General features: G+C 59.6%; 22 protein-coding genes. 9 read left to right on the top strand and 13 right to left on the bottom strand.

Annotated features, from left to right (window positions below):
- Positions 1–567: 567 nt before the first annotated feature.
- From pepN to IB252_RS15850, 6 genes are read right to left on the bottom strand one after another with little or no spacing between them, the layout of a single operon-like run.
- Positions 568–3,225, bottom strand: a complete 2,658-nt coding sequence (pepN, locus tag IB252_RS15825) for an aminopeptidase N (RefSeq protein WP_192409468.1) — start codon at positions 3,223–3,225, stop codon at positions 568–570.
- 10 nt (positions 3,226–3,235) lie between these two features.
- On the bottom strand, positions 3,236–4,066 hold the full coding sequence (locus tag IB252_RS15830) for a DUF2797 domain-containing protein (RefSeq protein WP_102614773.1): 831 nt from the start codon (positions 4,064–4,066) through the stop codon (positions 3,236–3,238).
- A complete protein-coding gene (locus IB252_RS15835; protein ID WP_008152127.1) occupies positions 4,063–4,323 on the bottom strand; it encodes a YeaC family protein in 261 nt (86 codons plus the stop codon). The genes IB252_RS15830 and IB252_RS15835 overlap by 4 nt, the downstream gene beginning before the upstream one ends.
- 33 nt (positions 4,324–4,356) lie before the next feature.
- Entirely contained in the window at positions 4,357–5,226 is an 870-nt protein-coding gene (locus IB252_RS15840; protein ID WP_111452311.1) for a rhomboid family intramembrane serine protease, read from the bottom strand.
- Entirely contained in the window at positions 5,223–6,197 is a 975-nt protein-coding gene (locus IB252_RS15845; RefSeq protein WP_192409742.1) for a metallophosphoesterase, read from the bottom strand. The genes IB252_RS15840 and IB252_RS15845 overlap by 4 nt, the downstream gene beginning before the upstream one ends.
- Positions 6,194–7,084: an NAD(+) kinase gene (locus IB252_RS15850; protein ID WP_007906781.1), complete on the bottom strand. Its 891-nt coding sequence runs from the start codon at positions 7,082–7,084 to the stop codon at positions 6,194–6,196. Before IB252_RS15850 ends, IB252_RS15845 begins: the two co-directional genes overlap by 4 nt.
- 107 nt (positions 7,085–7,191) lie before the next feature.
- Here IB252_RS15850 and IB252_RS15855 point away from each other — a divergent pair, with 107 nt between their 5' ends.
- On the top strand, positions 7,192–8,142 hold the full coding sequence (locus IB252_RS15855) for a DUF1853 family protein (protein WP_192409469.1): 951 nt from the start codon (positions 7,192–7,194) through the stop codon (positions 8,140–8,142).
- Positions 8,143–8,255: 113 nt separating this feature from the next.
- Here the strand turns inward: IB252_RS15855 and IB252_RS15860 are convergent, their stop codons facing one another.
- Both IB252_RS15860 and IB252_RS15865 read right to left on the bottom strand, forming a co-directional pair.
- Positions 8,256–9,539: an arsenic transporter gene (locus IB252_RS15860; RefSeq protein WP_192409470.1), complete on the bottom strand. Its 1,284-nt coding sequence runs from the start codon at positions 9,537–9,539 to the stop codon at positions 8,256–8,258.
- 251 nt (positions 9,540–9,790) lie between these two features.
- On the bottom strand, positions 9,791–10,351 hold the full coding sequence (locus IB252_RS15865) for an NADPH-dependent FMN reductase (RefSeq protein ID WP_192409471.1): 561 nt from the start codon (positions 10,349–10,351) through the stop codon (positions 9,791–9,793).
- 177 nt (positions 10,352–10,528) lie between these two features.
- On the opposite strand from IB252_RS15865, the gene IB252_RS15870 reads away from it, so the two are divergent.
- Positions 10,529–10,789: a hypothetical protein gene (locus IB252_RS15870; protein WP_008152110.1), complete on the top strand. Its 261-nt coding sequence runs from the start codon at positions 10,529–10,531 to the stop codon at positions 10,787–10,789.
- Between the two features lie 88 nt (positions 10,790–10,877).
- On the top strand, positions 10,878–11,771 hold the full coding sequence (locus IB252_RS15875) for a LysR family transcriptional regulator (protein WP_111452306.1): 894 nt from the start codon (positions 10,878–10,880) through the stop codon (positions 11,769–11,771).
- Here the strand turns inward: IB252_RS15875 and IB252_RS15880 are convergent.
- The 5 genes from IB252_RS15880 to IB252_RS15900 all read right to left on the bottom strand — a co-directional run bounded on the left by IB252_RS15880 (position 11,737) and on the right by IB252_RS15900 (position 17,050).
- On the bottom strand, positions 11,737–12,351 hold the full coding sequence (locus IB252_RS15880) for a GNAT family N-acetyltransferase (RefSeq protein WP_192409472.1): 615 nt from the start codon (positions 12,349–12,351) through the stop codon (positions 11,737–11,739). The two genes, IB252_RS15875 and IB252_RS15880, sit on opposite strands and share 35 nt — an antisense overlap.
- Before the next feature lie 14 nt (positions 12,352–12,365).
- On the bottom strand, positions 12,366–14,621 hold the full coding sequence (locus tag IB252_RS15885) for an Orn/Lys/Arg decarboxylase N-terminal domain-containing protein (RefSeq protein WP_192409473.1): 2,256 nt from the start codon (positions 14,619–14,621) through the stop codon (positions 12,366–12,368).
- Between the two features lie 139 nt (positions 14,622–14,760).
- Entirely contained in the window at positions 14,761–15,519 is a 759-nt protein-coding gene (dnaQ, locus tag IB252_RS15890; protein ID WP_074876294.1) for a DNA polymerase III subunit epsilon, read from the bottom strand.
- A 227-nt stretch (positions 15,520–15,746) separates the two neighbouring features.
- Complete coding sequence (gene rnhA / locus IB252_RS15895; RefSeq protein ID WP_008028618.1) at positions 15,747–16,199, bottom strand: ribonuclease HI; 453 nt, start codon at positions 16,197–16,199, stop codon at positions 15,747–15,749.
- A 92-nt stretch (positions 16,200–16,291) separates the two neighbouring features.
- Positions 16,292–17,050, bottom strand: coding sequence for a methyltransferase domain-containing protein (locus IB252_RS15900; RefSeq protein WP_008152097.1), 759 nt, complete (start codon positions 17,048–17,050; stop codon positions 16,292–16,294).
- Between the two features lie 65 nt (positions 17,051–17,115).
- On the opposite strand from IB252_RS15900, the gene gloB reads away from it, so the two are divergent.
- From gloB to IB252_RS15930, 6 genes are all read left to right on the top strand, one after another.
- The gene (gene gloB / locus IB252_RS15905) at positions 17,116–17,883 is read left to right on the top strand and encodes a hydroxyacylglutathione hydrolase (RefSeq protein WP_192409474.1); all 768 of its coding nucleotides are present in this window, start codon (positions 17,116–17,118) and stop codon (positions 17,881–17,883) included.
- A gap of 99 nt (positions 17,884–17,982) precedes the next feature.
- Positions 17,983–19,437 carry a transglycosylase SLT domain-containing protein gene (locus IB252_RS15910; protein ID WP_111452301.1) on the top strand — a complete coding sequence of 485 codons (1,455 nt, stop codon included), beginning with the start codon at positions 17,983–17,985 and terminating at the stop codon, positions 19,435–19,437.
- A gap of 319 nt (positions 19,438–19,756) precedes the next feature.
- A complete protein-coding gene (locus IB252_RS15915) occupies positions 19,757–21,589 on the top strand; it encodes an extracellular solute-binding protein (protein WP_192409475.1) in 1,833 nt (610 codons plus the stop codon).
- Positions 21,586–23,427 (top strand): extracellular solute-binding protein, encoded by a 1,842-nt coding sequence (locus IB252_RS15920; RefSeq protein ID WP_192409476.1) that lies wholly within the window; start codon positions 21,586–21,588, stop codon positions 23,425–23,427. The genes IB252_RS15915 and IB252_RS15920 overlap by 4 nt, the downstream gene beginning before the upstream one ends.
- A 4-nt stretch (positions 23,428–23,431) precedes the next feature.
- Positions 23,432–24,505 carry a microcin C ABC transporter permease YejB gene (locus IB252_RS15925; protein WP_008152088.1) on the top strand — a complete coding sequence of 358 codons (1,074 nt, stop codon included), beginning with the start codon at positions 23,432–23,434 and terminating at the stop codon, positions 24,503–24,505.
- Between the two features lies 1 nt (position 24,506).
- Complete coding sequence (locus IB252_RS15930) at positions 24,507–25,526, top strand: ABC transporter permease (RefSeq protein ID WP_008152087.1); 1,020 nt, start codon at positions 24,507–24,509, stop codon at positions 25,524–25,526.
- Position 25,527: the final 1 nt, after the last annotated feature.

Below are 25,527 nucleotides of genomic sequence, written 5' to 3' on the forward strand. Positions count from 1 at the left end.
GGCGAAAGATCAAGATCAAGATCAACTTCAAAAGCCAAAGCCAAAGCTAACGGCAACGGCAACGGCAACGGCAACGGCAAGATCAACAGCTTCGCGAGCAAGCCCGCTCCCACAGGGGATCGGCGTACGCCTTTCGCTTCTCACCACTCAACAGGCCGAGCGTTAGCTCGCCTGCAGCTCTTGATCTTGATTCACCCGCCCCTTCGGGAGGCTGAGTGGAGGTGTTCATCTGGGGGGTAGGCGCGCAGCGCCGTTCGACGCAGTCGAACACATCGAGAGGAGGTCGAAGCGAAGCCGACCGGAGGCGATGCCCCCAGATGAATACCGGAACGAAGGAACGCCGAGCCTAAGCGAGGGCCGGACGCTCGGGGCGAGCCTTTTTTTGCTTACTTTTTTTTGGCGTTTGAAAAAAAAGTGAGTCGCCGTAAGGGCGAAACCCTAAGTGGCCGTTACCGCAGGAATGGATATATACACCATCAAAAATCCCGGTCGGCTGTCAGGCCGCCATCGCGAGCAAGCTCAGCTCCTACAGGATTCAGGCGAACCACTGCAGGAGCGAACCCAAAGTCAGGCCAGACTTTTGCTGACCACCTCGAACACATCGCTCGACAACTGACCCGAAGCGCGAATCCGCTCCAGCTCACCTTTCATCAACGCCTGACGCGCCTCGTCATACTTGCGCCAGCGAGTCAGAGGCGCCAACTGCCGAGAAGCGATCTGCGGATTAAACCCGTTCAACTCGATCACCAGATCCGCGAGGAACCGATAACCCGAACCATCCGCCGCATGGAAATTAATCAGGTTCTGCCCGGCAAACGCGCCGACCAGCGCCCGCACCTTGTTCGGGTTCTTGATATTGAACGCCGGATGCTGCATCAACGCCTTGACCCGCTCCAGACCACCAGGCAACACGCTGCCCGCCTGGACGCTGAACCACTGATCCATCACCAACGGGTTGTCCTTGAAATGCTCGGCAAAACTGGCCAGGGCCTTGGCTTTCTCGTCTTCGAACGACGAATTGACCAGCACCGCCAACGCCGTCAGGCGCTCGGTCATGTTGTCGCTGGCCTCGAACTGCTCAAGCGTCGCCGCCAACACCTCCGGTTTACCGCTAAGCATCAGGTACGACAGCGCAATGTTCTGCAACGCGCGACGAGCGAAATGCTCGGCTTCGGCTACATACGGGGTTTTCTTCGACAGATCGCGATTGGCCTGGTAACGCAGCCACAGCGCCTCGAACAAACTTTCTGCCAATTGCTTGCGAGCAAACTCGCGAGCAATGTGAATGGCGTCAACGTCAGCCACTTCGCTGATCTCGGTCAGATACGCTTCGCCCGGCAGCGAGAGCATTTCCGCGACCATCGCCTGATCCAGCGTCTCGTCCGACAACACGGTATGCAAGGCCGAAACCAGGCGCTGATCCAGCACCAGTTTCTCGCCCTTTTGCTGCTGGGCAATCAGCTCTTGCAGCACCTGAACCGACAATTGCTGACCCGCATCCCAGCGGTTGAAACCGTCGCTGTCGTGTTGCATCAGGAACATCAGCTGATCGCGGTTGTACGGGAAGCTCAGTTTCACCGGCGCCGAGAAGCCACGCAGCAACGAAGGCAATGGCTGTTGCGCGATGTCGATGAAGGTGAATGTCTGCTCGGCTTCGGTCACCGAAATGACCCGTGAAGTGCCCTGAGCGCTGGCCTCACCTGTAAGACGCAACGCAATGGCCGCGCCTTTTGAGTCCAGCAGGCCCAATTCGACCGGGATCACGAACGGCAACTTCTCAACCTTGTCCGGGGTTGCCGGGCAGCTCTGGCGGAACGTCAGGCTGTAGGTTTTCGCCACCGCGTCGTAGGACTCGCTGACCGCCAAACGCGGTGTGCCGGCCTGGCTGTACCAGCGTTTGAACTGGGTCAGGTCGACACCGTTGGCGTCTTCCATGGCTTTAATGAAGTCGTCGCAAGTCACGGCCTGGCCGTCATGGCGCTCGAAGTACAGGTCGCTGCCTTTGCGGAAGCCTTCGGCGCCGAGCAAGGTATGGATCATGCCGACCACTTCCGAACCCTTTTCGTACACGGTCAGGGTGTAGAAGTTGGAAATCTCGATGAAGCTGTCCGGGCGTACGGCGTGAGCCATGGGACCGGCGTCTTCGGCGAACTGGTGGGTGCGCAGGTACGCCACGTCCTGGATGCGCTTGACCGTGGCCGAGTTCATGTCGGCGGAGAAGCCCGAATCGCGGAACACGGTGAAGCCTTCCTTCAGCGACAACTGGAACCAGTCGCGGCAGGTCACGCGGTTGCCCGACCAGTTGTGGAAGTACTCGTGGGCAACGATCGCTTCGACCCGCTGGTGCGCGGCGTCGGTCGCGGTTTCAGCACGGGCCAGCACAGCGCTCGAGTTGAAGATGTTGAGGCCCTTGTTCTCCATGGCACCCATGTTGAAGTCGTTGACCGCGACGATCATGAAGATGTCCAGGTCGTACTCGCGACCGTAGACCTCTTCGTCCCAGCGCATGGACTTCTTCAGGCTGTTCATGGCGTGCTGGCACTTGTCGATGTTTTCCGGCTCGACATAAATGCGCAGCGCTACGGAGCGATCGGTCATGGTGGTGAAGGTGTCTTCGACGCACCACAAATCACCGGCCACCAGCGCGAACAGGTAGGCAGGTTTCTTGAACGGATCTTCCCAGGTCGCCCAGTGCCGGCCGTCTTCGCCGGGACCTGAGGCAATCGGGTTGCCGTTGGACAGCAATACCGGATAGCTGTGCTGCTCGGCAACCACCGTGGTGGTGAACGTGCTCATCACGTCCGGACGGTCGAGGTAATAGGTGATCTTGCGGAAGCCTTCGGCCTCGCACTGGGTGCAGAACATCGTGCCGGATTTGTACAGGCCTTCCAGCGCGGTGTTGGTTTCCGGGTGGATCCTGACGCTGGTGTCGACCGTGAAGGTGGTGCTGGTCGGGTGCAGGGTCAGGTGGTTTTCCGTCAACTGATAGTCGGCGGCGGTCAACTCGATGTCGGCCAGGTTGACCGACAGCAATTCAAGCTGTTGGCCATCCAGCACCAGCGGCGGCAGGCCCGGGCCACGCTCGGGATTGCGGCGCATCACCAGTTGCGCATGGACCAGGCTGTGGTCCTCGTACAACTCGAAGGTCAGGTGCGTCTCGTCGATCAGGTACTCGGGCGCCTGATAGTCCTTCAGGTAGATCATCTTCGGTTGTTCGGTGCGCATGCTGGAGTCCTTACTGATGCACGGCGAGCTGGTAGGCCGTGTATTTACGAATATTGATTACGCCGGTGTCGAAAATCAGGTACTGGCCCTTTATTCCCAACAGCGTGCCTTCGGCGATCGGATTCTTGTCCAGGTTGAAGCTGACGATCTTGGCCGGATATTGCTCGACCGGATAGCGGATTTCGAGCGTTTCTACATCGGCAATAGTCTGGATCGCCTGTAGGCCAAATCGTTCCTGCAAACTTTGCAGCCCTTCGGCGCAACTGTCGAACAGCTGATCACGAACCTGCGCCAGGTCGACCGACACCGCATCGCCCTTGAGTAACGCACGCCAGTTGGTCTTGTCTGCCACCTGACTGCGGAACAGGTCTTCGACGAAGCCCGACTGCTGACGGGTCGAGACACGCATGATTGGCAAGGCCTGACGGGCGCCCTGATCGATCCAGCGGGTCGGCAGCTGGGTGGCGCGGGTAATTCCGACCTTCACCCCCGAAGAGTTGGACAGATAGACAATGTGATCCGTCATGCAGAACTTCTCGCCCCACTCCGGCTCACGGCAGGTGCCAGCGTCATAGTGGCAACGCTCCGGGCTCATGATGCAGATGTCGCACTGGGCCAGTTTGGTCATGCACGGGTAGCAGTAACCCTGACTGAAACTGGTTTTGGTCTTGCGTCCACAATGGGTGCAATGAATCGCCCCCAGGTATTCCAGGCGCACCGTGGTGCCGATCAATGGATTGACCGGGACCTCGACGTCATCCAGACGAAACGCGTACTGCACGTTCGGCCCGTCAAGGCGCGCCGACATTTTGCTGATTGCACCGCGACCAATCTCGATCAATGGACGGCATCCGATTTGAACAGGATATTCGGCACTTCGATCGACTTGGAGCCGCACTCCTGCACGCCCATGTAACCGGTGCGCTGGTCTTCGGGCAGGTTCTGGATTTCCCAGGCGATCATCGCTTGCAGCGACAGTTCGCGTTGTTCGGCGGTGAGTTTGCCACCGTCGGACCATTTACCGATTTCCACCGCCAATTTCAGGCTCTGGTAGATATCAGGGGTGATGTTGTTGATCATTTCGTTAAAAGAGGACATCAAGGGCTCCGCGCTCTTTATTGATATAACTGGTTAGACGGCCAGTTTACGGCGGTTGTACAAACCACCCAACAAGCCGGTCAAGCATCCGACGAGCAACCCGCCGACGTGGGCCGCGTTGGCAATTTCACCGAAGCCGATCATTGAGACCAGCCCGGACAGGCATAGGAGCAGCCACACCAGCATCATCACCAACACGCCGCGCGGCAGGCGATAAGCCGGGTTTGGCGACAACAGCTGAAAGATCCAGCAATGCCCGAGCAGGCCGTACAGCACGCCGGACAACCCGCCAAACAGCGTCGGACCACTGAAAACAAACTGGGCGTAGTTCGAGACCAGGCCGAACAGCAAGGTCAGGCCGATCAGGTTGATGCTGCCCTGGCGCGACTCGATGCGTCGCCCCAGTTCCCAATACCACATGCCGTTCATGGCCAGGTGCAGGATGCCGAAGTGGATCAGCATTGGTGTCACCAGACGCCACCATTGCCCCGCCGCCAGGCTGTCAGCCAATGGCACAAAGTGGATGTACTCGCCGACAACGCGAAAATCGAGGAAGGTCAGCCAGCGCATCGTGTCGAGGTTTTCGCCCAGCAGCGTCACCGCGCCGACAAACAGGCTCAGCAGCAACACGAACGCTGTCGCCTTGGCGTGGCGCAATTGCTCCACGAAACCTGGGCGCTTTATGGTTTGCGCCACCGGAATGTCCAGCTGTTGATCAGGATCACCGGCCGGGAAACGTTCGTACAACACACGCACGTCTTCGCTGATGCTGGCCGGCACCCACAGCACTTGCTCGCCCGCCTCTTCGCTGACCCGATGCGGCACCTGCATGCGCTGCAACAGTTTGACGAACCCGCTCAAGTCCACCGCCAGCGGCAGCCGTAAAACAGCAACGGCACTCATCGCAGCACCTCCGGCCGCTCGACATCGACCCAGACAAATTTATGCGGGTCGAGGCGAATTTCCTGGTCCAGACGATAGGCAACCAATTTGCCGTAAAGCACCGCGCTGTAGTCCAGACAGGCCAGGTTCGGCCGGATCGGCGCCGGTTTGCCGCTGCGCCAGTAATGGCCCACGAACAACAATGGCTCATCGACGCCATAGCGCAGCAAGGTGTTTTTTTCAGTGGACGACAGCGGCGTCCGGGCCACGGGTTCGGGCAAGGCGTCGGGCTGGAACACAATGTCTCCGTAGGTTTGCGGGTCGTCTTCCCAAAACTTGGTGCGAAAGAACGAACGCGTCAGGCCATCGCCACTGGTCATTGTCAGACCATGAGGCAAGCGCATGTCAGTGCCGCGCAGCAGGCGGTCGAACACGGTGCAGGCGAAACTGCCCGGTACGGCCGAGGCCTGGAGGAAATGTTCATCGACGCAACCGTTGGGGAATAGCGCGCGCAAGGGTTCGATCAGGCCCGCATCCCAGCAGGCATGCACCACGCGGAAACGCCCGGCATCGACGAACAATGGCATCTCATAGAACCATTGCAGGAAGTCATGCCAGTCCGCCGGATGGTCTTCGAATTGGGTCAGCGTTTCGTTCAGCAAACGGGCATGGCGCGGGGTGTGTTCGCGCACGAACTGCTTGCCGCTGCCCGGAGGCGCCGGCGTGCTCCAGCCGAGGGCGTTGAATTCATGGTTGCCCATGATGCACAGCGCCTGACCCGCTTCGACCATGTCGTGAACGATGTGCAGCGCTTCACGAATCCGCGGGCCGCGGTCGATGATGTCGCCGACGAACACCGCCATGCGCGACGGATGCCGCCAGACGCCAGCGTGTTTTCGGTAACCGAGCAGGTCAAGCAAGTGCTCAAGGGTCAGAGCGCAACCGTGCACGTCACCGATCAGGTCGTAGCTTCGCGCGGGATCGAGCATCAGTCGCCTCCACCACCCAACTTGCTGCCCCAGCCGAGTTTGGTCCGGCAGACTTCATAATAGTTGTGGTCTAGTGGGTGAATCAGCCGCAGCTTCTGGGCTTTCTTGCTGATGGTGATGGTGTCACCCGGCGCGCAGGTGAAATGGTTTTGCCCGTCACAGGAGACTTGCGGGTAAATCTGCATATCTTTGGACACGACGATTTTCAGCTCACTGTTGCCATCGACCACAATCGGCCTGCCCGACAAGGTATGGGGGTACATCGGCACAATCACAATAGCGTCGAGCTTGGGATGCATGATCGGCCCGCCCGCCGACAGCGCGTAGGCGGTCGAACCGGTCGGCGTGGCGACGATCAGGCCGTCGGCCTTCTGGCTGCAGACGAACTGGCCGTCGATGTACAACTCGAACTCGATCATCCGCGTCGATTTGCCGGGGTGCAGCACCACGTCGTTCAGCGCGTCGCCCTGACCGATGGCCTCGGCGTGACGACGAACTTCGGCTTGCAGCAGGAAGCGGTTCTCGACCAGATAGTGGCCGTCGAGCACTTCGGCGACTTTGACTTCCAGCTCATCGGGGCGAATATCGGTCAGGAAACCCAGGCTGCCACGGTTGATGCCGAGCACCGGAATATTGTGTCGGGCCAGCGCACGAGCGGCGCCCAACAGGCTACCGTCACCACCGACCACAATCACCATGTCACATACTTCGCCGAGCATCTTGCGCGACGAGGTTTGCAAGCCATGACCCGGCAAGACTTCAGCGATGGTGTCTTCGAGGATCACGTGCAGGTGACGATCGAGCAGAAACCGTTTCAGTCGGCGGACGGTATCCAGCACCTGCGAACTGCCCAGGCGACCGATGATGCCGATATTACGAAATTGCTCCATGAGGTTCCTGCGCGACGGCGAAAAACACGATTATGGGCGAAAGCGCGGGATAGACAAAATCCTTTCAGCCACAACGGTGTACTCACGATTGAGGCTATGCTCGCAAGATGATCCTATTTCCAGATTTGCTGCAGTTGCCCCACCAGTTGCGCCACCCCGAAGTGCGCGACCTGGCGTGGGTCATCCTCGCGCCGCCGATGCTCGGCGTCACGACGTGGCCGCAGCGTCACCCGCTGACCGGCAGTGACTGGGTGCAGGCACCGGAACGGCTCGAATTGTGGTTGCGGCAATTGGATCGTGACAGTTATGACTTGCTGCACTGGCTGGCGCAGGCTCGAACCCGGCGATTGGGCTTGTACTACGAACGCCTCTGGCAATACGCCGTGCAGCACGCACCGGGTATCGACCTGATTGCCGCCAACATGCCGATCCGCCGCGAAGGCCACACGCTGGGCGAGCTGGACATGCTGCTGCGCGATCGTGACGGCGTGCATCATCTGGAACTGGCGATCAAACTTTACCTTGGCCCACAAAATGGCGACGGACACGACACGGCGCAGTGGCTCGGCCCCGGTTGCCACGATCGGCTGGACCGCAAACTGGCCCATCTGACGCAGCATCAATTACCGATTTCGGCGCGCCCGGAGAGCCGCGAAGTATTGGCAGCGCTGGATATCCAGCAGTTCAGTGCACATTTGTGGCTGGGTGGCTATTTGCTGTATCCGTGGCCGGGACAGGCCGAGCCACCGAATGGTGCACATCCCCAACATTTACGCGGTAGCTGGCTGCACCAGAAGGACTGGGCAGACTTTGTCGTGCAACGCCCATTCGGTCGCTGGCAACCCCTGCCCCGCCATGCGTGGCTAGCGCCGGCTCACTATCCGGCGGAGCAGACCTGGAGCACTGAACAGCTGAATGCCTGGCTCAGCGATCTGGAGCCATTGGCCCCGGCGCAGTTGCTGGTGCGACTCACAGAAAACGCCCAGGGTGATTGGGAAGAAGCCGAGCGGCTGTTTCTGGTGGCGGATCTTTGGCCTAACGTTCCTGGCAGTGGCTGAGTTTTGTAGCGTCTGGGCTGGCCCTATCGCGAGCAGGCTCGCTCCCACATTTGATCTTCTTGTGCCGAAGATTCCTGTGGGAGCGAGCCTGCTCGCGAAAGGGCCAACTCGGTTCAGATGGATAACCGCAAAGCCAGCGCCGCTAACGTCACCAGCAAAACTGGCGCCGTCAGCACAATCCCGACCTTGAAGTAATACCCCCAGCCAATCCGGATACTCTTGCGCTCCAGCACATGCAACCACAGCAGGGTCGCCAGGCTGCCAATCGGCGTAATCTTGGGCCCCAGGTCGCTGCCGATGACGTTGGCGTAGATCATCGCTTCCTTCACCACCCCGGTCGCCTGGCTGGCATCGATCGACAGCAATCCAATCAGCACCGTTGGCAGATTGTTCATCATCGACGACAGCAGCGCCGTCAGCACGCCCGTGCCCATGGCCGCGCCCCACACGCCGTAACCGGCAAAACCATCCAGCCAACCGGCCAGATACCCCGTGAGCCCCGCGTTGCGCAGGCCATACACCACCAGGTACATGCCCAGCGAGAAAATCACGATATGCCAGGGCGCTTCTTTAATGACTTTGCGCGTGGAAATCTTGTGACCACGGGCGGCAATGGCCAGCAGCAACACCGCGCACACCGCAGAAATGGCACTGATCGGAATCCCCAGCGGTTCCAGCGCGAAGCAGCCGAGCAGCAGAATCACCAACACGGCCCAACCGGCATAAAACGTGGCGTGGTCGTGAATCGCTGAAGCCGGATGCGCCAGTTGCTCGGGGTCGTAGTCCTTGGGAATGTCACGACGGAAAAACCACATCAGCATCGCCAGGGTCGCCGCGACACTCACCAGGTTGACCGGGATCATCACAGCCGCGTAACGGTTGAAACTGATGTGGAAGAAGTCAGCGGAAACGATGTTCACCAAATTCGACACCACCAACGGCAAACTCGCCGTGTCCGCGATGAAACCGGCGCCCATGACGAACGCCAGTGTCGCCGCCGGAGAAAAACGCAACGCCAGCAGCATGGAAATCACGATGGGTGTGAGAATCAGCGCTGCCCCGTCGTTGGCGAACAACGCCGACACCAACGCACCGAGCAGCACCATATAAGCAAACAGCTTGCGTCCGCTGCCCCGCCCCCAACGGGCCACATGCAACGCCGCCCAGGCAAAGAACCCCGCCTCGTCCAGCAGCAGACTAATGACAATCAGCGCGACAAAGGTTCCGGTGGCGTTCCAGATAATCTGCCACACCAGCGGGATGTCGCTGAGGTGTACGACCCCGAAAATCAGCGCAAGGACCGCGCCGAATACCGCACTCCAGCCAACGCCAAGGCCTTTTGGCTGCCAGATCACCAAGGTGATGGTCAGCAGGAAAATCAACGATGCGATCAGCATGCAGTGCAGCCTTGTCGGAAAACAAACCGCGATTCAGCCGCAACACACGAGCGGAGTAAAGCCCAAATTTGCTCCCCTGCGCCTAAACGCACCAGGGGCGAGTAGCAGCTGCTACGACAGATCGGTGCGCAATGATTTGTAGCCGAACCCTTGTAGGAGCAAAGCTTGCTCGCGATGGCGGTGTTTCGGCCGGCATTGATCCGACTGACACTCCGCCATCGCGAGCAAGCTTTGCTCCTACGCAGGATTTGTCATTCCTTCTTATGTTGTTCGACCCAAAGACCATAAGCATTGATGAATTTTTGCAAAAACGGTTTGAGCGACTCGGACAGGTTACCCGCCTCATCGAACGCTGTACCGGCACCGCTCAGATAGGCTTCCGGTTGCTGCATGCACGGCACATCCAGAAACACCATGGACTGGCGCAGGTGATGGTTGGCGCCAAAACCACCGATAGCGCCCGGCGAAGCACTGATCACTGCTCCAGGTTTTCCACTCCAGACACTCTTGCCATAGGGACGCGAACCCACATCGATCGCGTTCTTCATCGGCGCAGGCACCGAACGGTTGTATTCGGGGGTCACGAACAGCACCGCGTCGGATGAGCTCACTTGTTGCCGGAAAGTGCTGTAGGCTGCCGGCGGTGAAGCACCATCGATGTCCTCGTTGTAGAGCGGCAGATCGCCGATTTCGACGATAACCAGTTTGAGATTGGCAGGCGCCAGCTTGGCCAGGGCCAGGGCCACCTTGCGATTGATCGATTCCTTTCTCAAGCTGCCGACCAGTACAGCGATCGTATAGACGTTGCTCATGGAAGATTCTCGACTGTCCGATGGAAAGAGCTTGTAGTTATAGATGACGATTCAACCCGTGGGCGACTGAAAAAACGCCGCCCCTGACTATTTTTTTCCTGTAGGAAAACTTACCTCGCCCAACCACGGTCTACAGAGCCGCAAATTGAGTGATTTATCCCCAGAGGTTCTAAGCAGATGGCAGCAGTACTCGTCGGTCAGTTCCATGCAAGAGACGCGGAAGGCCGCGTTTATTCCGTGCATGAGTTCCAGGAATCCACCCCGTCGGCAGACGGTCTCACTGGCTCGGTGCCTGTCACCACCTACAAATTGGCCATTGGCGATCGCGTCAAAAAGCTCGATGACAACCAATTTCTGCTGGTGCAATCGGACGTGACCATCGTGCGCGAGCCCGACACCTATGTCGGCAGCCGGCCGGAAACCACCATCGCTTCATAACCCCGTGTTATGAGCAGAAGTCATATGCGCGCACTTGAGTTAGGATTCAGCCACTGACTCCCTCACCTGCTGAACATGGACTTCACGCATGCGTTTACGTCATATCGAAGTGATCCAGGCGCTCCTGCAGACCGGTCACCTGGGCACCGCCGCCGAATGGCTGCAGTTGCCTGTGGCTGAAGTCGAAGGGATTCTGCGCGACGCCGAGGATCAGTTGGGTTTCATGCTGTTTTCCAGCGTGCGTGGACGCTTGCAGGCCACGCGCGAGGCGAGGGAGTTGCAGGTCCAGATTGCCCACGTCTATGAAGCGCTCGAACCGGTTCAGCGGTTGGCCAACAGCCTCAGGCAATATCAGGCTCCGCCCTTGCGGATCGTCTGCACGCCGCCCCTGGCACAGCAGCTATTGCCACAGAGCATTGCCGCCCTGCGCCGACGCCTTCCTGACGCGCCTTGCACCCTTCTGAGTCAACCTACCCGCGAGATCGTCAGAAACCTGCTGCTGCGTGAAAGCGATCTGGGCCTGAGCCTGCATGACCCCGATCACGCCGACATTCATTGCCAGGTGATCGCCCAAGGCAAACTTCAGCTGCTGGCCCCCCACGGCTGGTTGCAACCCAAACAAAAGTACATCTCGCTGCAAGACCTGGCCGGCCAATCGATGGTGGGCCTGGAAGGTCATGATCCGCTGAGCCCGGCACTGGAAAACAAGCTGCATGCCCTGCGCCCTGCCCCGGTCATTCAAACCCGGGTACAGACTCACCAGATGATGCGCAGCATGGTCGAGGCCGGTGAAGGTCTGGCCATCGTCGACCCTTTCACCGCCCTCGGGGCGAAATCGGCCGGGCTGGATGCCTGCCCGCTGGCGCCGGCCGTGCCGATCAGCCTGTATGCCTTGACCCTCAAGAATGGCGAGCCATCGCCAGCGGTTCAGGCATTGCTGGGCATCATCACGGAACAAGCCGTGGCGATGTTGGCGAACTAAGCGGGGTTTCCAGCGGATTATCGAACAATCGATACCAGAACAGCGCCACTTCGGCGGTGTTCGGATCGATCCCGCGATAGCGCAGGTGATCGATTCCGCCCAAGACGTAACCGCGGCGCTCATAAAGCCGGCAGGCCCCCAGGTTGTTGTTCTGGGTTTCGAGCATGATGCCCGGCAGTTTCTTTTTGCGACTCCAGAACTGCGCCACATCCAGCAACGCCTTGGCCACACCATGACGGCGCGCCGGCGCATGCACCGCCAACTCGTCGATATGGGCAAAGCCGTTCCAGTTGGTGCTGACCACCAGGTGACCCACGGGTTCATCATCGAGATAAGCCATGAAAATAGCGCTGTCAGCGGCATCACGGAAGCTGCTGAATTCCTCGGGATCAATGCCGTAGCACTTGCGATAGGGCGTGATCGGCGTCACCAGCCACTGTTCCACCGGTTTACCGATTTCGGCGGCGCCGTAGTCTGCGACTTCAAAACTGAAATCACTGCCCCAGATGTAGGCTGCAAAACCATCGTCGGCAACGCGTACCGACAGCCCTGGGTATTTCGGATTCATGATCGGTTGCATACTGGGAAAGGTCCTCATTCCTTGATGCAATCAACGGTATACAGCCGTCCATTGCCCTCGTCTTCGTGTTGCAATCCGTGTACATCAGCGACAAACCCCGGGAAGCTGCTATCGAACGTGCGGGCAAACGCCAGGTAATCGATGATCGAGCGTGTCGACTCGGTAAAACGCTCGCCGGGCATGATCAACGGAATCCCCGGCGGATACGGCACCAGCATCACCGCGGCGATCCGCCCATCCAGAGCATCGATTGATACTGCTTCCACCTCGCCACGCACTAATTGATCATAGGCGTCAGACGGCTTCATGGCGATTTCCGGCAGCACTGTGTACATGCGTTTCAGGTGTTTGGCCGTGGCATTGCTGCGATAGCAGGCGTGCAGTTGATCGCACAAATCGCGCAACCCCATGCCCTGATAGCGCGTGACATTCTCTTGTGCCACGCACGGCAGGCACGTCGCGAGGCTGACATTGGCATCGTAGCTGCGCTTGAACTCCAGCAACTCGGTCAGCAGCGTGCTCCATTTGCCCTTGGTGATGCCCATGGAGAACAACACCAGGAACGAATACAGGCCGGTCTTTTCAACGACCAACCCACGTTCCCAAAGGAATTTGCTGACCACCGCCGCCGGAATCCCGCGCTGGCTAAGGGCGCCGCCTGCCGTCAGGCCCGGCATCACCAACGTGACCTTGATCGGATCAAGCAGCACGTAGTCGTCGGTCACGCCGCCAAAGCCATGCCAGTCGGCGTCGGGTTGTAGCAGCCAGTCGTCGGTGATCACGCGGTCGATGCCTTCCACCGACGGCGGCTGCCAGATGGAAAACCACCAATCGTCAGCGGCGATGTGCTGACGCAAATTGGCCAGCGCCCGGCGGAAACTCAGCGCCTCGTCAAACATTTCCTGCAACAGCGATCGCCCGGCCGGGCCTTCCATCATGGCCGACGCCACATCCAGCGAAGCGATGATGCTGTACTGCGGCGAGGTCGAGATGTGCATCATGAACGCTTCATTGAAGCGATCCCGATCCAGTTGCCGCGCGCCGCCGTCCTGGACGTGAATCATCGACGCCTGGCTGAACGCCGCCAGCAGTTTGTGGGTGGAATGGGTGGTGAACACCAGGGGGCCGCCTTCACTGCGGGAAGTGCCCATGCCGTAACGTCCGGCAAAGAACTCGTGAAACGCCGCGTAGGCGTACCAGGCCTCATCGAAGTGCAAGACCTCGACACTGTCGCCCAGTTGCTGCTTGATCAGCTCAGCGTTGTAGCAGAGGCCGTCGTACGTCGAATTGGTCACCACCGCCAACTTGACCTTGGGCGCCCGGCCCTTGGTCAGCGGGCTGGCGTCGATCTTGGCCTGAATCGATTCGCGACTGAATTCGCTCAATGGAATCGGGCCGATGATCCCCAGCTCATTGCGCTCCGGGCACAGGTACAGCGGAATGGCGCCGGTCATGATGATCGAGTGCAATATCGACTTGTGGCAGTTGCGATCCACCAACACCAAGTCATCGCGAGCGACCATCGAATGCCAGACGATTTTGTTGGCGGTCGAGGTGCCATTGATCACAAAGAAAGTGTGATCGGCGCCGAAATTGCGGGCCGCACGGGCCTCGGCTTCTGCCAGCGGACCGGTGTGGTCGAGCAAAGAACCGAGTTCCGGCACCGACACCGACAAATCGGATCGCAGGGTATTTTCCCCAAAGAACTGATGAAACGCCTGACCCACCGGGCTCTTGTGGTACGCCACACCGCCGCCATGGCCGGGTGTGTGCCAGGAATAATTGGAGTCGGCCGTGTGCTGCACCAGCGCTTTGAAAAACGGCGGGAGCAGACCATCCAGATATTTGCGTGCCGCTCGAGCGACCTGCCTGGCCAGAAAAGGCACAGTGTCTTCGAACAGATAAAGAATCCCGCGCAGCTGATTGAGTTCAGCCATGGCGTCGGCCGGAGCGTTCTCCAGGGTCACCTGCTCACCCAGCGCGAAGATCGGCAGGCCGGGCGCACGCACCCGCGCCAGGCCAATCAGCTCGGCCATGTTGTGCAATAGATGAGAGTGGGTGCTGGCGTCTTCGGCCGCAATCAACATGCAGGAAAGACCGTGATGGGTCGAAGCGACCAGTCGCCCTTCGGTGTAATTCACCGCCGAGACAATGCTGAAGCCTTCCTGCTCCAGCTCCCGGGCAATGCCACGCACGCGATCACCGGCGACGGTGTCGGCCTTGATGTCGCGATGGACGATCAGGACCGGGAATTTCAAATCTTTATACATGGGGCTCAGTGTCCTGAGGCGGCAGACCGTGGTCCGCCAATCACCTCAGGGTAGAGGGTTCGAGCGCATGTGGCGAGTGTGATGCACTGAAATGGGTCATCAGGCGCGTTACGCTTGATCAAGATCAAAAATCGCAGCGCTACGCCTGAGCCTTGGCTTCAGCCAGTTGCTGCCAGAGCGATGGAGCGCCGGCGGATTTGGCGATGACTTCCAGGCGCGCCATGTGCTGGGCCAGGTCATCCTCGCTGGCACGGATGATACGCGTCGGTTGACGATCGACCGGCAGGCGGCGGATCTCGGTGGCGGAGTTGTCCGCACCTTCCCCGGAACCATTGCCATCGGAAGCATTACCGGCCAGGGACAGGCTGGTCTGGCCGCCCGTCATGGTCAGGTAAACGTCAGCGAGGATCTCGGAGTCGAGCAAGGCACCGTGCAGTTCACGACCGGAGTTGTCGACGCCATAGCGTTTGCACAAGGCGTCGAGGCTGTTGCGCTGCCCCGGGTGACGTTCCCGGGCCATCATCAGGGTGTCGAGGATCGAGCAGTGCTGCGTGATGTCCGCACGATCGTGCTGGCCCATCAGGGCGAATTCGTTGTTGATGAAGCCAACGTCGAACGCCGCGTTATGGATGATCAGCTGCGCACCCTTGATGAATTCAAAGAACTCATCGGCCACTTCGGTGAAGCGCGGCTTGCCGACCAAAAATTCGTTGGTGATGCCGTGGACGCCAATGGCGCCTTCATCACTCTCGCGGTCCGGTTGCAGGTAAACGTGGAAATGCCGGCCCGTCAGGCGCCGACCGATCAACTCGACACAACCGATTTCGATAATCCGGTGGCCGTCGGTCACCGGCATGCCGGTGGTTTCGGTATCGAGTACAACGGATCTGGTGGCCATCAGTGCTCAGCTCTCAACGGGTCATTCGTGCAAAAGCGGCGATGTTAACACGCTCGCCGGGGTCTTTCAGGTACACAGTGTTGCACCCATCGCGAGCAAGCTCGCTCCCACTGATCGTTCCCACGCTCTGCGTGGGAATGCCTCAAGGGACGCTCCGCGTTCCAATGGGACGCAGAGCGTCCCGGGCTGCATTCCCACGCAGAGCGTGGGAACGATCAGTGTCGGGTTTACGCCTGCTTGTACCCGCGCACTTCATCCACGCCACGATTGGCCAGTTGGTCGGCGCGTTCGTTGCCGTGATGGCCAATGTGCCCGCGCACCCATTTCCAGGTGACGTTGTGGCGATTGACCTGCTCATCCAGCAACTTCCACAGATCAGCGTTTTTCACCGGTTCTTTCGCAGCGGTTTTCCAGCCGCGCTTCTTCCAGTTGTCCATCCACTCGTTGATGCCTTTCATCACATACTGCGAGTCGGTGACCAGCAGCACGTCGCAGGAGCGCTTGAGTTCTTCAAGGCCACGGATCGCGCCCATCAGCTCCATGCGGTTGTTGGTGGTGTTGGCTTCGCCGCCCCACAGTTCTTTTTCAACGCCCTTGCACACCAGCAAAGCGCCCCAGCCGCCAGGGCCAGGGTTGCCTTTACAGGCGCCGTCGGTGAAGAGTTCTACGCTATCGCTCATGCCAATCTATCCAGAAAATGCGGTGGCTCGCCGATCAGTGATCGACGATGCCCGAGGCCGGGGCAAACCCGGCCGGGAAAATAAAAAGTGTCTTACGGATCGATGCGGCGACGATTGACCTTGGCCATCGGCAATGGAATCAGCTTGCCCATCGGTTCGCGCCGCTCCTGACGGACGGGACGCAGGCCCACCACGATCTTGCGCGCAACCAATAAATAGAAGCCGCCACCCGAGAGTTGCCAGTCACCGGCCTTGCGCTCCCAACCGGCCAGACGAGCCTGCCAGGCGGGTGACGCAAGCGGCGGACGATAGCACCCGAAGCGGCGTTTCTCCAGCGCGAAGCCCAGCAGGTTCAGCCAGTCACCGACTCGCGAGGGGGAGATGCAGCGAGCCTTGCGCAAGGCGTCGTGAGCAAAAACGTGACGCAAGCCCCAGGTGCTCCAGGGGTTGATCCCGACGATCAGCAGATGCCCGCCAGGCCGCACGCTGCTCGCCGCTTCGCGCAGCAGACCGTGGGGCGATAGACAGAAATCCAGCCCATGCTGCAACACCACCACATCGGCGGCATGCTCGCTCAAAGGCCAAGCCTGCTCTTCGCAGACGATCTCGACACCCGGCAACGGCGCGCCGAGTCGCACATTGCGCTGCACTTGCGGCGCCGACGGCGGCGTCTGGGCCGACGGACCGTAATGCACCAGGTAGCCACCGAAGAACCGCCCCAACTCGTCTTCGAGCATGCGACGTTCTTCGTCCAGCAAAAATTGCCCGATAGGGCCGGACAGCCATTCACGGGCCGCGCTGATCAATGTCAGCCATTCAGGATCAGCCTGAGCGAACGCTTTATCGGTCATTGCATTCTCCAACGCGCCAGGAAGTTCTAAGATGCGCCATTGTTTTCCGCTTGGCGAATCCGACGATGATACAGATCAGTGCCCTGCCCGCCTTCACCGACAACTACATCTGGTTATTACAAGACCACCGCACCCAGCGCTGCGCAGTGGTCGATCCGGGCGATGCCGCGCCAGTACAGGCCTGGCTCGCCGCGCATCCGGGTTGGGTGTTGAGTGATATTTTGATCACTCACCATCATCATGACCACGTCGGCGGCGTCGAGCAGCTTAAAAAAGCGACAGACGCGACAGTCTATGGCCCGGCCAGTGAAAGCATCCCGGCGCGGGACGTGGCACTCAAGGACAATGACCGCATCAGCGTGCTGGGCTGGGATTTCGATGTCATCAATGTACCGGGCCATACCCTCGGACACATTGCCTTTTATCACCAGGGCCATTTGTTTTGTGGCGACACCCTGTTCGCCGCCGGTTGCGGGCGCTTGTTCGAAGGCACGCCGCAGCAGATGCATGCCTCACTGAGCCGCCTGGCCGCGCTGCCTGAAGATACGCTGGTCTACTGCACTCACGAATACACGCTGAGCAACCTGAAGTTTGCCATAGCGGTCGAACCGGGCAATCCGGACACCGCCGCACGTCTGGAAAAAGTCACCGCGCAACGTGAAGCCGGAATCATGACGCTGCCCTCTACTCTGGCGCTTGAAAAGCTTACCAACCCGTTTTTGCGCGTCGACGAAACATCCGTTAAAGAAAAAGTGGACGAACGGAATGGAACCCAAAACCGGGCTCCGAGTGCGGTTTTTGCTGCTCTTCGTGCTTGGAAAGATAAGTTCTAAGTAGCCATCACGTTGATACAAAAATTCTGAATGGTTGACCGCAGGGGGTGCGCTTTCTAGAATCGCCCGACATTTTTGCCCGGAACTTACTTCCAGCCAATGTCGTCATCTATTCGTAAAGCCATCAATTCAGACGCATTGACCCGCTTGGCTCAAGCCATTGCGGTGGCTGTGTCCGCCACTCTGGCGGGCTGCTCAAGCCATGTGCCGCAGACCGACGCGGCACACACTCCGAACATCGCCGCCCGGGCCAAGCAGAAACCAATCTGGCTCAGCGAAAAACCGACTCCACAAATTCCACAAGATGTCTGGGAGCGCATGCGCCAGGGCTTCCAGTTGCAGGACAACCTGGGCGTCAACCCGCGCATCGAGCAACAGCGCCTGTGGTTCGCCAGCAACCCGTCCTTCCTCGAAAACGCCGGCGAACGCGGCAGCCTCTACATTCACTACATCGTCGAACGCCTTGAAGAACGCAACATGCCGCTGGAACTGGCGCTGCTGCCAGTGATTGAAAGCGCCTACAACCCGATGGCCTATTCCCGGTCCGACGCGGTTGGCTTGTGGCAATTCATCCCTTCCACCGGGCGTTACTTCAACCTGCGTCAAACCCGATTTTATGATGGCCGTCGCGATATCACCGCCTCGACCACCGCGGCCATGGATTACCTGACCCGCCTGCACGACATGTTCAACGGCGACTGGCTGCTGGCCCTGGCGGCGTACAACGCCGGCGAAGGCACGGTCAGCCGGGCCATCGAGCGCAACGAAAAGCTCGGCTTGCCGACCGATTACTGGAACCTGCCGCTGCCGGCCGAAACCCAGGCCTACGTGCCGAAGCTGCTGGCCTTGTCGCAAGTGGTGCTGGCACCTGAAGCCTACGGCGTGAACCTGAACCCGATCGCCAACGAACCGTACTTCCAGGTCGTCGAAATCAACCAGCGCATGGACCTGTCCAAAGTCGCCGCGGTGGCTAACATCGACGAAGACGAACTGTTCCAGCTCAACCCGGCCTTCAAGCAGCGCACCACCATCGATGGCCCACAGCATTTGCTGGTGCCAACGTCCAAGGCGCAATTGCTGACTGCCAGCCTGTCGACCATGCGTCCTGAAGAGTTGATCAGCAAGAAGTCGCTCAAGCCGGTATTCGAAGGCTCGGACGACTCCGAAATCGCCGGCCTCAAACGCGCCTACCGCGTCAAACGCGGCGACAACCTGGCCGCCATCGCCAAGGCCAACAAGGTCGACGTCAAGGACCTGCAGCGCTGGAACAAGATGACCGGCAAGAATCTCAAGGCCGGCCAGACACTGGTCATGCAGGACACCACCAAGCGCAGCAGCGGTCGGGTCAACACCGTCGTGGCGGCGAACAGCAAAGCAAACAGTAAAGCTGACCAACAGAAGCCGCAGACCCAGTACAAGGTCCAGCAAGGCGATTCGCTGTACATGGTGGCCAAGCGTTTCAACGTTGAAATGCAGCACCTCAAGCGCTGGAACCCACGTGTTGGCCAGGCGCTGAAGCCTGGCCAGATGCTGACGGTGGCTTCCCCACGCTAAAATGAGCCCCTGATTTCAGGGGCTTTTTTTCGCCCTGCAGAGTTTGCGAAGAACCTTGTAGCCGCAGGCGAAGTGTGGCGAGGGGATTTATCCCCGTCGGGCTGCGAAGCGGCCCCGCCAGTTCATTCGCAACACGCACTTACAGGATTAACGACTGCTGCGCAGCCGAACGGGGATAAATCCCCTCGCCACACTTCGCCTGCTGCTAAAGGGTGTGCTTGCGCAATTAACCCCGCATTAAGTCCCGTCTTTTTCCTGTCGATACAAGCTGTTACTGTACGGGCCACAAAGCCCAAGCCGCCTGGATCGGATCCCTGACTTGAAGTGTCCCCTCCTCCTGTTCCTGATCAGCCTGGCCTTGAGCTCCCCCGCAAGCGCGACGATCAGCGAAAGCCATGGTTATGCGCAGTTCGGCACGCTCAAGTACCCGGCCAGATTTACCCACTTCGACTGGGTCAACCCGCAAGCGCCCAAGGGCGGTACGTTGCGGGTGATGGCGTTTGGCACCTTCGATACGCTTAACCCCTACACGTTCAAGGGTTCAAGCCCGGTTTCCACGCCGAATTTCCTGCAATACGGCATCAACGAGCTCAATGAACCGCTGATGGTCGGCACCGGCCAGTACGCGCCGTCCGGCGATGAACCCACCTCAAGCTATGGCCTGATCGCCCAATCCGTGGAATACAGCGAAGATCGCAGCTGGGTGGTGTTCAATCTGCGCCCCGAAGCGCGTTTCCACGATGGCACGCCGATTACCGCCTATGACGTGGCGTTTTCCTACCGTTTGCTGCTTAAGGAAGGCCATCCGCAATACCGCACCAACCTTCAGGAAGTGTCGCGGGTCGACATCCTCAATCCGCAGCGCATCCGCTTCGTCTTCAAGCGCGCCGGCAATCCGTTGCTGATCCTGCGCCTGGGCGAATTGCCGGTGCTGCCCCAGCATTACTGGAAAGGTCGCGACTTCAAGGCCACCACTTTCGAACCGCCGCTGGGCAGCGGGCCGTATCGCATCACCTCGGTAGAGCCGGGGCGGCGGATCATTTTCGAACGGGTCAAGGATTACTGGGGCAAGGATCTGCCGGTCAATCGCGGCAAATACAACTTCGACCGCATGGAAGTCGAGTTCTACCGCGACAGCGACGTCGCGTTCGAAGCCTTCAAGGCCGGCGAATTCGACATCTATATCGAGCACCAGGCAAAGAACTGGGAAAACGGCTACAGCTTCCCGGCGGTGCGACGCGGCGACGTCATCAAGGCGCAAATCCCGCATCAGATCCCTACCCAGAGCCAGGGTCTGTTCATGAACACCCGGCGCCCGGCCTTCTCCGAGACCAAAGTCCGTGAAGCGCTGGGCCTGATGTTCGACTTCGAGTGGACCAACCGCACCCTGTTCAGCGGTGCTTACAAGCGCGCCATGAGCTACTACCCCAACAGTGAGTTCTCCGCGACCGGCCTTCCGGTCGGCCATGAATGGCTGATGCTGACGCCGTATCGCGAGCAGTTGCCCGCCAAGCTCTTCACCGAGCCGTTCAGCCTGCCGCAGACCCAAGGGCGCGGCATCCCCCGGGAAACCATGCGCAAGGCCCTGGGTCTGCTTGCGGAGGCCGGCTGGAAACTCAATGGCCAACACGTACAGAACGCAGCCGGGCAACCGTTGCGTTTGGAGATTCTGCTGGTCAACCCGAACCTGGAGCGCATCCTTCAGCCTTACGTCGAGAACCTCGCCAGCATCGGCATCGACGCTCGGCTGCGCACGGTCGATCGCGCCCAGTACAAGCAACGCCTCGATCAGTTCGATTTCGACATGATCCTGATGACCCTCAACCAGACGCTCAGTCCGGGCCTGGAACAATGGCAGTACTTCCATTCCAGCCAGGTCGGGGTCAAGGGCAGCAAAAACTACGCCGGTATTGCCAATCCGGTGGTCGATCATTTACTCGAACAATTGCTCGCCGCCCAGACCCGCGATGAACAGATCGCCGCCGGCAAGGCCCTGGACCGGGTGTTGCTGTGGCAGCACTACATCATTCCCAACTGGTACCTCAATTATCACCGCCTGGCCTACCGCAACCGGTTCGCCTTCGTCACCACGCCGCCCTACACATTGGGCCTGAGCGCATGGTGGCTGAAATCTTCGGAGAAAGATCGATGAAACCCGTACGCACCCTGCTCTGGCAGGCCAGCGGTCTGTTGTTCGCCGGGCTGGCCTGTGCCGCCCCGCAACATGCCCTGACCCTGTACAACGAGCCGCCAAAATACCCGGCCGATTTCAAACATTTCGATTACGTAAATCCCGACGCACCCAAGGGCGGGATCTTCCGTCAGGCCGGTTTCGGTGGCTTTGACAGCCTCAATCCCTTCATCAACAAGGGTGTCGCCGCCGACGACATCAGCATGATCTACGACACCCTGGCCAAACAGGGCCTGGATGAACCGTTCACCGAGTACGGCCTGGTGGCCGGCAAGATTGAAAAAGCCCCGGACAACAGCTGGGTGCGTTTCTACCTGCGCCCCGAAGCGCGCTTCCACGACGGGCATCCGATGCGCGCCGAGGACGTGGTGTTCAGTTTCCAGACCCTGATCAAGGACGGCGCGCCGCTGTACCGCGGTTACTACAGCGATGTCGAGGAAGTGGTCGCTGAAGATCCGCTGACGGTGCTGTTCAAGTTCAAACACAACAACAACCGTGAGCTGCCGCTGATCCTCGGCCAGTTGCCGGTACTGCCCAAGCATTGGTGGGCGACGCGCGATTTCACCAAGGGCAACCTGGAAATGCCGTTGGGCAGCGGTCCGTACAAGGTCAGCGAAGTCAAGGCCGGGCGTTCGGTGCGCTATGAGCGGGTCAAGGATTACTGGGGCAAGGACCTGCCGGCCAACCGCGGCTTCTACAACTTCGACGTGATGACCACCGACTACTACCGCGACAACACCGTGGCCCTGGAAGCACTCAAGGCCGGGCAGTTCGATTACTGGCTCGAGATGGCCGCAAAGAACTGGGCCAATGCCTACAACATCCCGGCCGTCACCGAGGGCCGGTTGATCAAGGAACAGATCCCCAACGGCAACCCCACCGGCATGCAAGGCTTTGTCTTCAACCTGCGCCGCCCGGTGTTCCAGGACGTGCGCGTGCGCCAGGCCCTGACCCTGTTGCTGGATTTCGAATGGACCAACAAGCAACTGTTCAACGGCGCCTACGCGCGCACCCGCAGTTATTTCGAGAATTCGGAAATGGCTGCCAGCGGCCTGCCGGACGCCGATCAACTGGCGATCCTCGACCCGTTCCGCGGCAAGATTCCCGAGCAGGTGTTCAGCGAGGCGTTCCAGAATCCGGTGACCGACGCCAGCGGGATGATCCGCACCCAGCAGCGCAAAGCCTATCAACTGCTGCAAGAGGCGGGCTGGCGGATCGTCGATGACAAGATGGTCGACGCCAATGGCAAACCGGTGACCATCGAGTTCCTGTTGGCCCAGACCGAATTCGAACGGGTGCTGCTGCCGTTCAAGCGCAACCTGAGCGACTTGGGCATCGACCTGGTGATTCGTCGGGTCGACGTCTCGCAGTACATCAACCGCGTGCGTTCCCGGGACTTCGATATGATCGTCGGCAGCTTCCCTCAGTCCAATTCACCGGGCAACGAGCAACGCGAGTTCTGGATGTCCGCCGCCGCCGACAAACCCGGCAGCCGCAATTCCATGGGCCTCAAAGACCCGGTGGTGGACCAATTGGTCGAGCAACTGATCAACGCCGATTCGCGCAAAAGCCTGGTGGCCCACGCCCGCGCACTGGACCGCGTGCTGCAATGGGGCTATTACGTGATCCCCAACTGGCACATCAAGACCTGGCGCGTGGCGTACTGGAACCATATCGGCCACCCGAAAATCTCCCCCAAGTACGACATCGGCATCAATACCTGGTGGGTCAAGCCCGATGCCAAACCTGCGGTAGAAGTCGAAACCAAACTGCAAGCCGACCCTGCGGGCACGGAGTAATCAGATGCTGGCGTATATTTTTCGGCGACTGCTGCTGATCATCCCGACCTTGCTCGGCATTTTGCTGATCAACTTTGTGATCATCCAGGCCGCTCCCGGCGGGCCGGTAGAGCAGATGATCGCCAAGCTCGAAGGCTTCGAAGGCGCCACCAGCCGGATCGCCGGCGGTGGTGCCGAAGTCTCGGTGGCGGGCTCCGCCTATCGCGGCGCCCAGGGCCTGGACCCTGCGCTGGTCAAGGAAATCGAGCACATGTACGGCTTCGACAAATCGGCGCCGGAACGCTTGTGGATCATGATCAAGAACTACGCGACGCTGGATTTCGGCGACAGCTTCTTCCGCGACGCCAAGGTCATCGACCTGATCAAGGAAAAGATGCCGGTGTCGATCTCCCTCGGGCTCTGGAGCACGCTGATCATGTACCTGGTGTCGATCCCGCTGGGGATCGCCAAGGCCACGCGACACGGCAGCCACTTCGACGTCTGGACCAGTTCGGCGATCATCGTCGGTTACGCGATCCCGGCGTTCCTTTTCGCCATCTTGCTGATCGTGGTGTTCGCCGGCGGCAGTTATTTCGACTGGTTCCCGCTCAGGGGGCTGACCTCCAACAACTTCGATGAGTTGAGCATGGGCGGCAAGGTACTCGATTACTTCTGGCACCTGGCATTGCCGGTGACGGCGCTGGTGATCGGCAACTTCGCGACCATGACCCTGCTGACCAAGAACAGCTTTCTCGACGAAATCAACAAACAATACGTGGTCACCGCCAAGGCCAAGGGCCTGACCAATCACCGCGTGCTCTACGGCCATGTATTCCGCAACGCCATGCTGCTGGTGATCGCCGGGTTCCCGTCGGCGTTTATCGGGATCTTCTTCACCGGTTCGTTGCTGGTGGAAGTGATCTTCTCCCTCGACGGCATGGGGCTGATGAGTTTCGAGGCGGCGATCAACCGCGATTACCCGGTGGTCTTCGGCACGCTGTTCATCTTCACCCTATTGGGATTGGTGGTGAAACTGATCGGCGACCTTACGTACACCTTTGTCGATCCGCGCATCGACTTCGAAAGCCGGGAGCATTGAGATGAACCTGTCCCCTCTCAACCGCCGACGTTTCGAACTGTTCAAGGCCAACAAGCGTGGCTGGTGGTCGCTGTGGCTGTTTCTGCTGCTGTTCGGGTTGAGCCTCGGTGCCGAACTGATCGCCAACGACAAACCGCTGGTGGTGCACTACGACAATGGCTGGTACTTCCCGGCGCTCAAGCGTTACCCGGAAACCACCTTCGGCGGCGAATTCCCGCTGGAAGCCAACTACAAGAGCCCGTACATCCGCGAATTGCTCAAGGCAAAAGACGCTTGGGTGCTGTGGGCGCCGATTCCCTACAGCTATCAAAGCATCAACTACGACCTGAAAGTCCCGGCCCCGGCGCCACCCTCTGTCGACAACCTGCTGGGCACCGATGATCAGGGCCGCGACGTGTTGGCGCGGGTGATTTACGGCTTCCGGATTTCGGTGCTGTTCGCCCTGACCCTGACCATTCTCAGCTCGATCATCGGCGTAATTGCCGGGGCCTTGCAGGGTTTCTACGGCGGCTGGGTGGATTTGGCCGGGCAGCGTTTTCTGGAGATCTGGTCCGGGCTGCCGGTGCTGTACCTGCTGATCATTCTCGCCAGTTTCGTCCAGCCGAATTTCTGGTGGCTGCTGGGGATCATGCTGCTGTTCTCGTGGATGAGCCTGGTGGACGTGGTCCGCGCCGAATTCCTGCGAGGACGTAATCTGGAATACGTGCGCGCGGCCCGGGCGTTGGGCATGCAGAATGGTGCGATCATGTTCCGCCACATTTTGCCCAACGCCATGGTCTCGACCATGACTTTCATGCCGTTCATTCTGACCGGCGCCATCGGCACCCTGACCGCTCTCGACTTTCTGGGTTTCGGTCTGCCGCCTGGCGCGCCGTCCCTCGGTGAGCTGGTGGCCCAGGGCAAATCCAACCTGCAAGCGCCGTGGCTCGGTATGAGCGCGTTTGCCGTGCTGGCGTTGATGTTGAGTTTGCTGGTGTTCATCGGCGAGTCTGCTCGCGATGCCTTCGACCCGAGGAAGTGAA

The organism is Pseudomonas sp. PDM10 (genome assembly GCF_014852295.1).
Taxonomy (GTDB): Bacteria; Pseudomonadota; Gammaproteobacteria; order Pseudomonadales; family Pseudomonadaceae; genus Aquipseudomonas.

Bases quoted from the DNA above. Each gene is read 5' to 3' on its own strand.
- IB252_RS15865 (WP_192409471.1), bottom strand. From the start codon at position 10,351: ATGAGCAACGTCTATACGATCGCTGTACTGGTCGGCAGCTTGAGAAAG.
- IB252_RS15900 (WP_008152097.1), bottom strand. From the start codon at position 17,050: ATGACCGATAAAGCGTTCGCTCAGGCTGATCCTGAATGGCTGACATTG.
- IB252_RS15910 (WP_111452301.1), top strand. From the start codon at position 17,983: ATGTCGTCATCTATTCGTAAAGCCATCAATTCAGACGCATTGACCCGC.
- IB252_RS15860 (WP_192409470.1), bottom strand. From the start codon at position 9,539: ATGCTGATCGCATCGTTGATTTTCCTGCTGACCATCACCTTGGTGATC.
- IB252_RS15875 (WP_111452306.1), top strand. From the start codon at position 10,878: ATGCGTTTACGTCATATCGAAGTGATCCAGGCGCTCCTGCAGACCGGT.
- IB252_RS15925 (WP_008152088.1), top strand. From the start codon at position 23,432: ATGCTGGCGTATATTTTTCGGCGACTGCTGCTGATCATCCCGACCTTG.
- IB252_RS15930 (WP_008152087.1), top strand. From the start codon at position 24,507: ATGAACCTGTCCCCTCTCAACCGCCGACGTTTCGAACTGTTCAAGGCC.
- IB252_RS15920 (WP_192409476.1), top strand. From the start codon at position 21,586: ATGAAACCCGTACGCACCCTGCTCTGGCAGGCCAGCGGTCTGTTGTTC.
- dnaQ (WP_074876294.1), bottom strand. From the start codon at position 15,519: ATGGCCACCAGATCCGTTGTACTCGATACCGAAACCACCGGCATGCCG.
- IB252_RS15880 (WP_192409472.1), bottom strand. From the start codon at position 12,351: ATGCAACCGATCATGAATCCGAAATACCCAGGGCTGTCGGTACGCGTT.
- IB252_RS15835 (WP_008152127.1), bottom strand. From the start codon at position 4,323: ATGTCCTCTTTTAACGAAATGATCAACAACATCACCCCTGATATCTAC.
- IB252_RS15840 (WP_111452311.1), bottom strand. From the start codon at position 5,226: ATGAGTGCCGTTGCTGTTTTACGGCTGCCGCTGGCGGTGGACTTGAGC.
- rnhA (WP_008028618.1), bottom strand. From the start codon at position 16,199: ATGAGCGATAGCGTAGAACTCTTCACCGACGGCGCCTGTAAAGGCAAC.
- IB252_RS15850 (WP_007906781.1), bottom strand. From the start codon at position 7,084: ATGGAGCAATTTCGTAATATCGGCATCATCGGTCGCCTGGGCAGTTCG.
- IB252_RS15855 (WP_192409469.1), top strand. From the start codon at position 7,192: ATGATCCTATTTCCAGATTTGCTGCAGTTGCCCCACCAGTTGCGCCAC.
- gloB (WP_192409474.1), top strand. From the start codon at position 17,116: ATGATACAGATCAGTGCCCTGCCCGCCTTCACCGACAACTACATCTGG.
- pepN (WP_192409468.1), bottom strand. From the start codon at position 3,225: ATGCGCACCGAACAACCGAAGATGATCTACCTGAAGGACTATCAGGCG.
- IB252_RS15870 (WP_008152110.1), top strand. From the start codon at position 10,529: ATGGCAGCAGTACTCGTCGGTCAGTTCCATGCAAGAGACGCGGAAGGC.
- IB252_RS15885 (WP_192409473.1), bottom strand. From the start codon at position 14,621: ATGTATAAAGATTTGAAATTCCCGGTCCTGATCGTCCATCGCGACATC.